General features: G+C 52.5%; 11 protein-coding genes. 6 read left to right on the forward strand and 5 right to left on the reverse strand.

Annotated features, from left to right (window positions below; translation table 11 throughout):
* The first annotated feature begins 23 nt into the window (after nucleotides 1-23).
* From IDSA_RS11790 to IDSA_RS03605, 5 genes are all read left to right on the forward strand, one after another.
* Nucleotides 24-977 carry a DNA polymerase III subunit delta' gene (locus tag IDSA_RS11790; RefSeq protein WP_051986039.1) on the forward strand — a complete coding sequence of 318 codons (954 nt, stop codon included), beginning with the start codon at nucleotides 24-26 and terminating at the stop codon, nucleotides 975-977.
* A 1-nt stretch (nucleotide 978) separates the two neighbouring features.
* Entirely contained in the window at nucleotides 979-1,305 is a 327-nt protein-coding gene (locus IDSA_RS03590; RefSeq protein ID WP_034774281.1) for a PilZ domain-containing protein, read from the forward strand.
* Nucleotides 1,306-1,338: 33 nt separating this feature from the next.
* On the forward strand, nucleotides 1,339-2,118 hold the full coding sequence (locus tag IDSA_RS03595; RefSeq protein WP_034774283.1) for a TatD family hydrolase: 780 nt from the start codon (nucleotides 1,339-1,341) through the stop codon (nucleotides 2,116-2,118).
* 255 nt (nucleotides 2,119-2,373) lie between these two features.
* Nucleotides 2,374-3,501, forward strand: a complete 1,128-nt coding sequence (prpC, locus tag IDSA_RS03600; protein ID WP_034774285.1) for a bifunctional 2-methylcitrate synthase/citrate synthase — start codon at nucleotides 2,374-2,376, stop codon at nucleotides 3,499-3,501.
* A 30-nt stretch (nucleotides 3,502-3,531) separates the two neighbouring features.
* On the forward strand, nucleotides 3,532-5,016 hold the full coding sequence (locus IDSA_RS03605; protein WP_034774287.1) for a bifunctional 2-methylcitrate dehydratase/aconitate hydratase: 1,485 nt from the start codon (nucleotides 3,532-3,534) through the stop codon (nucleotides 5,014-5,016).
* 60 nt (nucleotides 5,017-5,076) lie between these two features.
* Here IDSA_RS03605 and IDSA_RS03610 read toward each other — a convergent pair whose 3' ends face one another.
* The 3 genes from IDSA_RS03610 to sppA are packed head-to-tail and all read right to left on the reverse strand — an operon-like array spanning nucleotide 5,077 to nucleotide 9,330.
* Nucleotides 5,077-6,420 carry a sodium-dependent transporter gene (locus tag IDSA_RS03610; protein ID WP_034774289.1) on the reverse strand — a complete coding sequence of 448 codons (1,344 nt, stop codon included), beginning with the start codon at nucleotides 6,418-6,420 and terminating at the stop codon, nucleotides 5,077-5,079.
* Nucleotides 6,421-6,447: 27 nt separating this feature from the next.
* Nucleotides 6,448-7,479, reverse strand: a complete 1,032-nt coding sequence (gene ansA, locus IDSA_RS03615; protein WP_034774291.1) for an asparaginase — start codon at nucleotides 7,477-7,479, stop codon at nucleotides 6,448-6,450.
* The gene (sppA, locus tag IDSA_RS03620) at nucleotides 7,480-9,330 is read right to left on the reverse strand and encodes a signal peptide peptidase SppA (RefSeq protein ID WP_034774293.1); all 1,851 of its coding nucleotides are present in this window, start codon (nucleotides 9,328-9,330) and stop codon (nucleotides 7,480-7,482) included.
* A 153-nt stretch (nucleotides 9,331-9,483) separates the two neighbouring features.
* On the opposite strand from sppA, the gene IDSA_RS03625 reads away from it, so the two are divergent.
* Nucleotides 9,484-10,026: an NAD(P)H nitroreductase gene (locus tag IDSA_RS03625; RefSeq protein ID WP_034774295.1), complete on the forward strand. Its 543-nt coding sequence runs from the start codon at nucleotides 9,484-9,486 to the stop codon at nucleotides 10,024-10,026.
* Nucleotides 10,027-10,046: 20 nt separating this feature from the next.
* Here IDSA_RS03625 and asnS read toward each other — a convergent pair whose 3' ends face one another.
* Nucleotides 10,047-11,447: an asparagine--tRNA ligase gene (gene asnS / locus IDSA_RS03630; RefSeq protein WP_034774297.1), complete on the reverse strand. Its 1,401-nt coding sequence runs from the start codon at nucleotides 11,445-11,447 to the stop codon at nucleotides 10,047-10,049.
* An 83-nt stretch (nucleotides 11,448-11,530) separates the two neighbouring features.
* Nucleotides 11,531-12,823, reverse strand: coding sequence for an adenosylmethionine--8-amino-7-oxononanoate transaminase (gene bioA, locus IDSA_RS03635; protein ID WP_198024031.1), 1,293 nt, complete (start codon nucleotides 12,821-12,823; stop codon nucleotides 11,531-11,533).
* Nucleotides 12,824-12,893 lie beyond the last annotated feature (70 nt).

Below are 12,893 nucleotides of genomic sequence, written 5' to 3' on the forward strand. Positions count from 1 at the left end.
TTTGGCAAAAATACAGGCGCATTATGCATCTTCCGTGGTTAAGACCGGTCTGGCGTAATCTGTTGGCTGATATGCAGGCGGGCCGGCTCAGTCATGCCCACTGTATCTGCTGGCAGCCAGAACTCGGTAGCGACCGGTTGCTGCGCCAGGCGACGCGGTTACTGCTGTGTCTGCAGCCGACCACCAAAGCCTGTGGCAGCTGTAAAAGTTGCCTGCTGGCGGAGGCTGGTAACCATCCGGATTTTTATAGTCTCGATAGCGTCGATGATAAGGTCATCGGCGTTGATACGGTTCGTGATCTGATTACCAGCCTGCAGAATACCGCCAACCAGCACGGCGCCAAGGTTGCCTGGATCAATCATGCTGACCGGCTCTCAGTTACCGCAGCTAATGCGTTGCTGAAGACGCTTGAAGAGCCGACGGTAAATACCTATTTCATTCTGAGTCCGCGGCGTACCGGTTTATTGTTACCGACCCTGCGTAGCCGGATGCAATTGCATCAGATCACGCCACCATCGGCAGCAGAAGCACAGCAGTGGCTGGCCAGCCAGTTAGGGCGTGTACTCAGCAACGATGAAGTCGCATTAATTCAGCGTTATCCGCATGCTCCGGTATCGGTTTATAACTGGATAAGCGAACAGAAATTTCCGCGCGACTGCATTGCCGAGCTGACTGCAGCTTGGTTCACTAATGCGCCGTGGCCACAACCCGGCAAAGCCGACTGGGCGGAATGGCTTAGCGCCAGTGAACTGATACTGCAGGATTTAATCAGATTGAAACAGCAGCTACCGCAAGCACGATTACGCAGTACGCTGCTGGGTGAACCGGCACAGCGTTGGCTGGAGCAGCATAATGTGAATAGCGACCAGCTCAACCAGTGGCTACAATCATGTTATGGTATCCGGCGGATGCTGAGTGAGCAAAGTGGTCTGAACGGGCCGCTGCTTCTGGAAGAATTATGGTCAAGGTGGCACTGATATGGCAACAAAACGTCTGAATATCGATACCGAAGAGCAGTTACGCCGGGCTTATATGCCGTTCATCAAGCAGGGTGCCTTATTTGTCGCAACCGACGATCCCTACAAACTGGGCGATGAACTGACACTGGTAGTCCGGCTGCCAGAGGATACCGAAGATACCTTAGTTAAAGGAACGGTAGTCTGGTTATCGCCAGCCACCGCGAGCACATCGGATCTCCGCGGCATTGGGGTCCAGTTCAGAGATGATAAGTCGCATTTGCGTAACCGGATTGAAACCAAGCTCGGTAATTTTGGTGAATCGGCCTCGCCAACCGCGACTATGTAAAGTCCTCAAACACATGAGCAAGCAGGAGTACCTGTGTTTATAGATTCACATTGCCATCTGGATAAACTTGATTTAACGGATTTTGGTGGCGAACTTAGTGCCGTCGTTGAAGCGGCCCGCGCTGCTGGAGTTAAGCGGATGCTATGCATTGGCGTAACCCTGGCAGATTTTCCTGAGATGGAAGCAAAGGTCGCGCCCTTTGCAGATGTTTTTATTTCCTGTGGTGCCCATCCGCTTTATATCGCCAAAACCCCCCTTGATAAACAGCTATTGCACACTTATGCCAGCCAGGACAATGTGATCGCTGTGGGTGAAACCGGGCTGGACTATTTTTACGACGCCGACAGCAAGGCCTTGCAGCAAGATAGTTTCAGCTACCATGTGGAATTAGCCGGTGAACTTGATAAACCGCTGATTATCCATACCCGGGACGCTCAGGAAGACACCCTGAGTATTCTGCAAAATGGTGGTGCTGATCGTTGTGGCGGCGTACTTCATTGTTTTACGGAAACACTTGAGATGGCAAAACGCGCCATTGATGACCTCGATTTTTACATTTCTATTTCTGGAATTGCCAGCTTTCGCAATGCCTCAGCGCTACGGGATGTCGTACGCGCCTTGCCGCTTGAGCGCTTGCTGATAGAAACGGACAGCCCCTGGCTGGCTCCGGTGCCGCATCGCGGTCAGCAAAACCAGCCCGCCTATGTGCGTGACGTTGCGCAATGTATCGCCGATGTTAAAAGGGTGCCGCTGGAGCAGGTAGCTGAGGTGACCACCGCCAATTTTTACAAGGTTTTTAAGCGCGCCAGTTGATCGCTGCGGCGCTGATAAAAAAAATTGCGGAAAAATTAGGCGTTTTATTTTTTTGTTGTCTAAACTAATTGTCCTGGTTCGTTTTTATGAGTTAGCGCACGGCTCAAATCATTGAGCCATTCCCCTGAGCTCGGGACACCCCCCATTCGTCCCGAGCCTTTTTTTACCCATTCGATTTCCTTTGCTATGCTTTAAATTAAGAAGATTTTACTCAGAAATTTCCATCCCTTACGAGGTTGATAGAAGGAGTACCATATGGCGGATAAAAAGAACGGCGGCGCCGGATTACGCGGCCAGGTTGCCGGAAAAACAGCGTTATCCACAGTTGGCAAATCAGGTTCAGGCCTTACGTATCGAGGTTATGATATAAAGGATCTGGCGAAAACCTGTCAGTTCGAAGAGGTGGCTTACCTGATCCTCAAAGGTGAACTACCTAATGAGTCGGAGCTCAGTAGCTATAAAGCCAAACTGAAAGGGCTACGGGGCCTGCCACAACCGCTTAAAGACGTGCTCGAACGGATCCCGGCTAACGCGCATCCGATGGATGTGATGCGCACTGGCACCTCAATGCTGGGCAATCTTGAACAAGAGGGTGATTTCAGTAACCAGGAAGGTGCGGCGGATCGCCTGTTGGCTGTACTGCCTAGTATCATTTGTTACTGGTACCATTTCAGCCATAATGGTAAGCGGATTGAGACGAAAACCGATGATGACTCCGTGGGTGCGCATTTTCTGAAGATGCTGCACGGAGCTGCGCCGAATAACCTCCATGCCGAAGTGATGAACGTTTCACTCATTCTTTACGCCGAGCACGAGTTTAATGCGTCGACTTTTACCGCGCGTGTTTGTGCCTCAACCTTGTCCGATCTGCACAGTTGTGTGACCGGTGCTATTGGTTCGCTGCGGGGGCCATTGCATGGCGGTGCCAATGAAGCTGCCATGGACATGCTGTCACAGTGGTCTTCTGCTGCAGAAGCCGAAGAAGGCATTATGGGGATGCTCAAGCGTAAAGATAAGATTATGGGCTTTGGCCATGCGGTTTACCGCGAAGCCGATCCCCGTAATGAGATCATTAAGGATTACGCTGAAAAGCTTGCCGCGGATGTTGGCGACACCACACTGTTTGCGGTCTCTGAGCGCGTTGATGAGGTCATGAAGCGGGAAAAAGATTTGTTCCCGAATGCCGATTTCTATCACGCTTCGGCTTATCATTTTATGGGTATTCCGACCAAACTGTTTACACCCATTTTTGTGATGTCGAGGCTGACCGGCTGGGCTGCCCATGTATTCGAACAACGCGCGGATAACCGTATTATCCGGCCATCGGCGGACTATGTGGGTAAGGAACCACGGGACGTGCCACCTTTATCGGAGCGTTCTTAAACCCATACTACAGCGTGAAGGAGTACCTTAATGAGCGCAAATTACGATGAAAATGAGCGTCCCGATTATGATCAGGTGATCCAGGATATCGCTGACTATGTGCTGGACTATCAGATTGAAAGCGATGAAGCCTGGGACACGGCCCGTAACTGCCTGATGGATACTCTGGGCTGTGGATTACTGGCGTTACGCTTTCCTGAATGCACCAAGCATCTGGGGCCACTGGTTGAAGGCACGGTCGTTCCGCATGGAGCGCGCGTGCCGGGCACACAGTTCCGTCTCGACCCGGTTAAAGCGGCCTGGGATATCGGTTGTATCGTTCGCTGGCTCGACTTTAATGATACCTGGCTGGCAGCAGAGTGGGGGCATCCGTCGGATAACCTTGGCGGTATTCTGGCGATCACCGATTTCATTTCGCAACGGCGCGTCGCGCAGGGCCAGTCGCCACTGAGCATGCGTAAGGTTCTGGAAGCGATGATTAAAGCCCATGAAATTCAGGGTGTCATCGCGCTGGAGAATAGCTTCAACCGCGTTGGCCTGGATCATGTCGTGCTGGTAAAAGTCGCCTCGACTGCGGTGGTAACCTGGTTGATGGGCGGTAACCGTGAGCAAATCATGGCGGCGGTATCCCAGGCCTGGGTTGATGGTCAGTCGCTACGCACCTATCGCCATGCGCCCAACGCCGGTTCGCGCAAGTCGTGGGCAGCAGGGGACGCAACCTCGCGCGCTGTGCGGCTGGCTGATCTGACCTTACTTGGTGAAATGGGTATACCCAGTGCCCTGACCGCGCCACAATGGGGCTTCTACGATGTGCTCTTTAATAAGACCAACAAGGATCAGAAAATTAAAGCGCCAGAGGACGCTCAGTTTAAATTCCAGCGCGACTATGGCAGCTATGTGATGGAGAATATCCTGTTTAAGATTTCGTTTCCCGCTGAGTTTCATGCCCAGACTGCCTGTGAAGCGGCTGTCACCCTGCACGAGCAGGTTAAAGGCAAGCTTGATGAGATTGAGAAAATTGTCATTACCACACACGAGTCAGCAATTCGGATTATTTCCAAGAAGGGCAAGCTGGCTAATCCGGCCGATCGGGATCACTGTCTGCAATATATGACGGCGGTGCCGCTGGCGTTTGGTAACCTTACTGCTGATCATTATGAAGACCAATTCCATCAGGCCAATCCGATAATCGATGAATTGCGCGAGAAGATGGAGGTTATTGAAAACAAGCAGTACAGCGAGGATTATCACAACCCCGAGAAGCGCTCGATTGCCAATGCGATCCAGATCTTCTTTAAAGATGGCAGCAGTACTGATCAGGTGGAAGTGCAGTATCCGATTGGCCACCGGCGGCGCAGAGAAGAGGGGATTCCGGTACTGGAAAACAAGTTCCGGCAGAACCTTGCCACGCGCTTTCCGGCAGCCCGAAGCCGCTTAATATTTGATCTCTGTAAGGATAAGCATCATTTGCAGTCGATGCCGGTAAATGAATTTATGGATTTACTGGTGATATAAAACCTGGTGATATAAAACAACGGCCCGGGGTATAAAGCCGCCGGGCCACTGTTGTTCGTTCTAACCCCGCCAGATGACCAGCAGTATCAGTACCGGACAGATAAACTTCACATACCAGGGCCATATTTTCCAGAATAACGTCCGCTCCATTAGCGGAGCTCCTTCCTGCAGTGCCTTGAGTAGCAGCTGTTGCCTGAGGATCCAGGTCAACAACAAGCCAAACACCAGCGCCAGCAATGGCTGAATGTAAACGGTAGTCAGGGTGATGACGGCGCCGAACAGGGCCGCGAAATTATAAATAATGACTGCGGATATGGCACTGATAGCAAAACCCACCACCCAGGCCATCCGTGACCGGGACTGTCCCAGTTCTTCCCGCAAGGCGTTGACCGGCGCTTCCAGCATCGAAATGGATGAGGTAATAGCCGCAATCACCATCAGCGTGAAAAAGGCAAAGGCCACCCATAAACCAGCACTACCCATAGAATCAAACATGGCTGGCAGAACGCTGAATACCAGCGTATCGGCCGATAGCAGTACGCCGGCATCGTCATAAATAATAACGCCGAGTTTTTGCGCGGCAAACATCGCCGGTAAAATCAGCAGGCCTGCTAAAAACGCAACTGAGGTATCCAGCATGGCCACCCAGCCGGCAGTCCGCGGAAGGTTTTCATCACGGGATAAATAGGCGCCGTAGGTCATCATGCTACAAACACCAATGGATAATGAAAAGAACGCCTGTCCCATGGCGCTGATAACCAGATCGGGGTTGGTAATCTGGCTAAAATCAGGCTGCAGATACATGCGTAAACCTTCGGTCGCACCCGGCAGCGTTAAAATGTAGATCACCATGGCAATCAGCAGCACAAACAGCACCGGCATCAGGCGCCGTGACCAGCGCTCTATGCCATCGGTAACGCCTGAGCGGATGACATGGACGGTAATCAGCATAAACAGCGCCATCATCACCAGGTTGCGTTCTACGGTAAAGGCGACCAACCATTCGGCCAGTGCGACCAGGCCAGCGATTTCAGCAATGGCTGCCAGCATATAAGCCAGCAGCCAGCCAGAAACGATAGCGTAAAAGCTTAGAATCAATGACAGCGCGATGAGGCCGACGATACCACTGAGGGCGCCGAAGGAGCGCCAGAATGGTTTGTCGCTCAGTGCCCGCAAGGCTTCGACCGAGTTACGCTGGCGCATACGGCCGATGGTCAGTTCAGCCACCAGCATGGGATAGGCTAGCACGGCGATCATAATCAGGTAGACCAGTAAGAAAGCACCGCCGCCGTTGCTTGCCGCCTGGGTCGGAAAACCCCAGATATTGCCAACGCCAACCGCCGAACCAGCAGCGGCGAGAATAAAGCCAAGTCGAGAAGAAAAAGCAGGAGTTTTCGGGGTCATAGTGGGTCTACAGATTATTATTTATAGTTATTGAGACAATTCGCCGCGCAGATTTTTTTCCAGCAGGGTCTGAATTTCCGATTGGGGCAGGTCCTGGGACAGTAAATAATGCAACTTGGTCAGTGCCGCTTCGATAGTCATGTCCTGACCACTGACAACACCAATTTTAGCCAGCGCATTGCCGGTCGCGTAACCGCCCATATTGACTTTACCCTTAAAACACTGCGTGCAATTTAGCACTATTGTGCCTTTATCGATACCCCGTTGCAGGCTATTCAGCAGCTGTGGATCCTGGGGAGCGTTACCCACACCGTAGCTTTGCAGGATCAACGCTTTCACCGGCTGCTGCAGGATATTATCGAAAATGACCGATGATATTCCCGGATACAGCGTGACCACGCCAATAGCTTGTGGCGCAATGGAAGTCAGTTTTAACGGCTCTTCCCGCAGTGGTTGCACCGAACCAGCTTTAAGCCGGATTTGGATGCCGGCTTCGAGTAAGGGCACACAGTTCGGCGATTCAAATGCGTTAAAACCGTTGGCATCGGCTTTGGTAGCCCGGTTGCCACGATAAAGATTGTTATTAAAAAACAGAGATACTTCGTGGATCGGATAGTTGGCCGCGATATAAAGGGCATTGAGCAAATTGGTTTGTCCGTCAGACCGTAATGCGGCCAGCGGAATTTGCGATCCGGTGATAATCACTGGCTTGCCCAGATTTTCAAACATAAAGGACAGGGCAGAGGCGGTATAGGCCATGGTATCCGTACCATGCAGAATGACGAAACCGTCATAGTCCTGATAATGGTCGCGGATATCTTCGGCAATATGTTGCCAGTCTGCGGGCGACATATCTGATGAGTCCATCAGCGGGTCGTATTCTTTAATGGTAAACAGGGGCATTTCGGCGCGGAAAAATTCCGGCATCTCAGCTACGCACTGCGACAAAAAACCGGGCACAGGGACGTAGCCCTGTGCCGATTTCTGCATCCCTATAGTGCCGCCGGTGTAGGCGACATAAATACGTTTCCGTTTACTGTCATTCACTGCAGTTACCATTTAATTTACCGGACAAAGTTCACAGAGCGCATAAACTCCGTGCGGATCATTAAACTTCGAACTGATCTGCAGGTCACTCCAGATCCGCATCAGCTGCTGCTGGATCGGATCCAGCCGGGCCGGCGAGCTGTTTTCGGGTAGCAGTACCATAGCCTGGCCGAACATTTCCTGCAAAAAGCGCTCACGGGCACTGAGCTCGGGTTCGACTTTTATCAGCTTATAATTTTCGGTTCCGGCAAGCCCGGCCGCTGCGATAACAGCGTCTTCCAGATCGCCCAGTGAATCAACCAGACCCAGTTCCTGTGCTCTGGCACCGGTCCAGACGCGTCCCTGCGCAACTTCATGAACGGCTTCATAGCTCATGCCGCGGCTGTCAGCCACAATAGTGACAAAGTCACGGTAAAACTTATCAATGGTTTGCTGAATAAAGCTTTCTGCTGCTTCCGGCAGTTTACGGGTTGGATCAAGAACGGGTATTTCAGTGGTATGGAAGCCGTCATTGTAGACTCCGATCGCCGCCAGTGAATCCTCAATAGTGAAGAATAAGCCGAACACGCCAATCGAACCTGTGATGGTGTCTGGTGAAGCCCATATCTGGTCAGCACTGGCGGCAATCCAGTAACCGCCTGAGGCTGCTACTGTGCTCATTGAGGCAATAACCGGAATGCCGGCTTCCTGCAGTTCCAGTACTTCCTGGCGAATCACCTCAGAGGCAAAGCCGCTACCGCCGGGGCTATCAATACGCAGCACGACGGCTTTAGTTTTATCATTCAGCCGCGCTTTGCGTAGCAAGGCGGCGGTGCTGTCACCACCAATCATACCGGGTTTACGGTAACCATCCAGAATGGTTCCGCGTGCCACCACCAGGGCGATCTGGTCCACGTCATCATCCGCTTCGGGCGTCATCAGTTCGACCGAAGTGAGGTAATTTTTATAGTTTATACGGCGCCAGGACTTCTCATCTTCGTCCAGGCCGGTTAAATCAATCATCTGCTGGCGGAATTCTTCGCGTGATTTGAGTTCATCAACTAAGCCGCTGGCAACGGCAAAGCGGGCAAGATCATGGTTATTTTCTTGCAGCAACTGTTGCAGGTCGTCAAGCGAACCACTCAACGCGCGCGGGTCAATATCACGCAGGTCACGTAAATCAGCAGTGAAATTGGACCAGAGCGCCGAATAGAGCTCAGAGGCTGCTTCACGGGCTTCGTCAGACATATCATTGCGGGTATAAGGTTCGACCGCTGACTTATAAGCGCCGGCTTTGAATACATGGGTTGAAACCTTTAACTTTTCCAGCAGTTCGCTGTAGTACAAGCGGTATGCGCCCATACCTTCAAACATCAGTCCACCAAGCGGGTTCAGATAGATGGAATCGCTGTAGGCCGCCAGGTAATACTGTGACTGTGAGAAGTAGTCGGCATAAGTCACGACGGTTTTACCGGATTCGCGGAAATCAAGGAGTGCCTCACCAACTTGCTCAAGCTTGTTGAGGCCGCCGCCGGCCATATTACTGAGATCCAGGTAGATCCCGCTAATGCGCTCGTCTTCAGCGGCGAATTCAATTGACCGCAGCACATCGCTCAGCAGGGTTTCCGGTTGTTCCGGTTGCGAGCCAAAGGTGTCGCCGACAAACTGATCGACAGGATCAACCCAGGTTTTTTCTTCTACCAGAATGCCGTCAATTTTTACCACAACCACACCCTGATCGGGTACGATAATGGGCTCGTCTTCAGCTACGATAAAGACGACAAGGATTGCCAGTACCAGAAAAAATACCAGGTTAACGATGATTTTCCGGATACTGTTGATTAGTCCGAATAGCTTTTTAAATACTGTCGAAACTCCGCTCATCACAGCTCCATCTCAGCGTAGAAGTTTATATCAGGCAGTGAAGAATACTGAAGAATGAATCAATAAACCAGTATGACAATGTAACAGGGGATGATCCTTGTTAGGCTTGTTATAGGGAAAGCACCACTACCTGACAGGATGAGGTTAGTTTTTATGCAAGCACTTGAATTATTAACAACGCGCTCTTCGATGCCCCGTGTAACCGAGCCGGGCCCGACCGCGGAGCAATTTGCAATCATGCAGGAAGCCGCCAGCCGGGCGCCCGACCATAAAGCGCTGATGCCGTACCGGTTTATTGTGTTTCAAAGCCAGAAGCGGCTGCGCCTTGGCGAGCTGTTTCAGCAGGCGGCAGCAGCGCGGGGACTGGATGAAAAAGCGCAGGCAAAGGCTGCTGAGGTACCACTGCGGGCGCCGATGGTTATTGCCGTTATTATGGACTATCAGCCGCACGAAAAAGTGCCGCGTGATGAACAGTTTGCTTCGGCAGCCTGTGCCACCTTGCTGATGCAACAAGCCGCCTTTGCGCAGGAGCTTGGCGCTATCTGGAGAACCGGCTGGTTTGCTGAGGATGAGGTGGTAAAAGCCGGCCTGAACTGTAAGCCTGAGGATGCGATAGTGGGGTTTTTATATGTGGGCACCCCGGTGGTACCCACACCAATAAAACCAATGAAAGCGATCAGCGCTAAGTTTGAATAGCAGCGCTACCGCGGGTACCGCTAGAACTCTGCGCTCTTTGGTGCCCGCGGGAACGGAATAACGTCACGGATATTGGTCATACCGGTTACATAGGTAACCAGCCGCTCGAAGCCCAGGCCGAAACCTGCGTGTGGCACCGTGCCGTAACGCCGTAAATCGCGATACCAGCTGTAATCGTCCGCATTCAGCCCCATCTCAACAATCCGTGAGTCGAGCCGCTCGAGACGCTCTTCACGGGCGCTACCGCCAATGATTTCGCCGATGCCCGGCGCCAGAATGTCCATGGCCGCAACGGTTTTACCGTCATCATTCTGTCGCATATAAAAGGCTTTGATATCTTTCGGGTAATTTTTCAGTACCACCGGAGCGCCGACATGGACTTCGGCCAGATAGCGTTCATGCTCAGATTGCAGGTCGGTACCCCAGCTGACTGGATAGTTAAACTGCTGATCGCAATTCTGCAGGATCTCAACCGCATCGGTATAATCCATATGAACGAATTTATTCGAAACCACATGGTTAAGGCGATCCAGTACGCCTTTGTCAATGCGCTGCTGAAAGAACGCCATATCGTCAGCGCGCTCTTCAAGTACAGCGTTAATGGCATACTTGAGCATGTCTTCGGCAAGATAAGCGATGTCATTCAGATCAGCGAAAGCGACTTCAGGCTCAACCATCCAGAATTCCGCCAGATGGCGGCTGGTGTTTGAGTTTTCGGCCCGGAAAGTCGGGCCAAAGGTATAGACTTTCGACAGCGCGCAGGCGTAGGTTTCAACGTTCAACTGGCCGGAGACGGTCAGGAAAGCTTCTTTGCCAAAAAAATCTTTGCTGAAATCAACGTCACCCTGTTCGGTGCGGGGCAGGTTCATCATATCCAGCGTCGATACCCGGAACAGCTCACCGGCGCCTTCGGCATCGGAAGCGGTAATGATCGGCGTTGCGACCCACAGGTAACCCCGTTCATGGAAAAAGCGGTGAAGTGCCTGCGACAGGCAGTTGCGCACCCGCATCACTGCACCGGTCACATTGGTGCGCGCCCGAAGATGGGCGAATTCCCGCAAGTATTCCATTGAGTGGGGCTTCGGTGACATCGGGTAGGTGTCAGGGTCGTCCACAAAACCGTAGACATGAACCTTCTCAGCCTGAATTTCAAAACTCTGGCCTTTGCCGGCAGATTCCGCGACGACGCCGGTCACAGCGACACTGGCACCGGTAGTTAGCCGGAGTACTTCGCTCTCGTAATTGTCGAGTTCATTCGGAACCACCACCTGCACCGGATCAAAGCATGAACCGTCATGCACATTAATAAATGAGATACCGGCTTTTGAATCACGGCGGGTACGCACCCAGCCGCGCACGGTAACCTGCTCACCGACCGCAGTCTTTCCTGATAGAACGTCGTCAACTGTAGCGAAGGACATGAACCTGCAAACTCCAATAGGATAATAGGAAAATAAAATAAGGCTGTTATGTTACCTTGCTTTGCTTAAGACTCAAGCGAAAATCATGCTTCTTCAGCTGCTTTCAGCATCGCATCGGTAATTTGGCTCAGTTGCCCGGCAGTAATGATATACGGCGGCATAACGTAGATGAGCCGGCCGAATGGTCGGATCCATACACCGCGTTCAACGAAACGCTGTTGCAGCCTGGCAACATCAACCGGTTGTTTCATTTCAATTACGCCAATGGCGCCGAATACGCGCACGTCCGCAACGGCCGGGAAACGTCTGGCCGGCTCGAGTTCTGCGGTTAACTGGCGCGCAATGGCAGCAACCTGCTGGCGCCAGTCGCCCGCTCTGACGAGATCAATACTGGCGTTCGCTATGGCGCAGGCGAGGGGGTTGGCCATGAACGTGGGGCCATGCATAAAAGTGCCGGCGGCAGGGCCGGCACTAATGGTATCGGCAACCTCTGTAGTCGCCAGTACCGCTGCCATAGTCAGGTAACCGCCGGTCAGCGCTTTGCCAAGGCACATGATATCCGGACTGATATTGGCGTGGTTGCAGGCAAAGAGTTCACCGGTGCGGCCAAAGCCGGTCGCTATTTCATCGGCGATCAGTAACACACTGAACTGATCGCACAGCGCCCGCAGACCGCGCAGGTAGTCGGGATGATAAAAGCGCATGCCGCCAGCGCCCTGAACTATGGGTTCGACAATAACGGCGGCGATTTCCTGATGATGCGACTGCAATAATTCAGCCATGGCGGTCAGTGCCTGCGGATCCCATTCATCCTGCGGACGAACGTCGGGTACCGGTGCAAAGAGTTGCTGGCGCAGCGAGCCCTGAAACAGGGCATGCATACCGTTGACCGGATCACAGACCGACATGGCGGCAAAGGTGTCGCCATGATAGCCACCGCGGATGGTGGCGATACGGTTTTTTGCCGGTTGCTCACGCGCCGCCCAGTACTGGACAGCCATCTTTATGGCAATCTCCACCGATACCGAGCCTGAGTCTGCCAGGAACACCTTTTGCAGTGGTGCCGGCGACAAATCCACCAGCTGCCGGCAGAGATCAATAGCCGGCTTATGGGTTACCCCGCCGAACATCACGTGGCTCATGTGGCCGAGCTGGCGCTGAGCAGCCTGATTGAGTAGCGGGTGATTGTAGCCGTGGATAGCCGCCCACCAGGACGACATGCCGTCGATCAGACGACGGCCATCATCCAGAATGAGTTCACAGCCTTCAGCCGCAGCCACCGGATAAACCGGTAACGGCTCACGAAAAGACGTATAGGGATGCCAGATGTGTTGTTGATCAAAAGCAAGATCGCCGGGCTGCAGCAAATTTGTCATAAATAAGAACCAGGTCGCTGAATTGGTGTGGTTAAAATATAACCAGTCGTTATTATTTAACGGCTTAAAA

The sequence above is a fragment of the Pseudidiomarina salinarum genome, assembly GCF_000753715.1.
Taxonomy (GTDB): Bacteria; Pseudomonadota; Gammaproteobacteria; order Enterobacterales; family Alteromonadaceae; genus Pseudidiomarina; species Pseudidiomarina salinarum.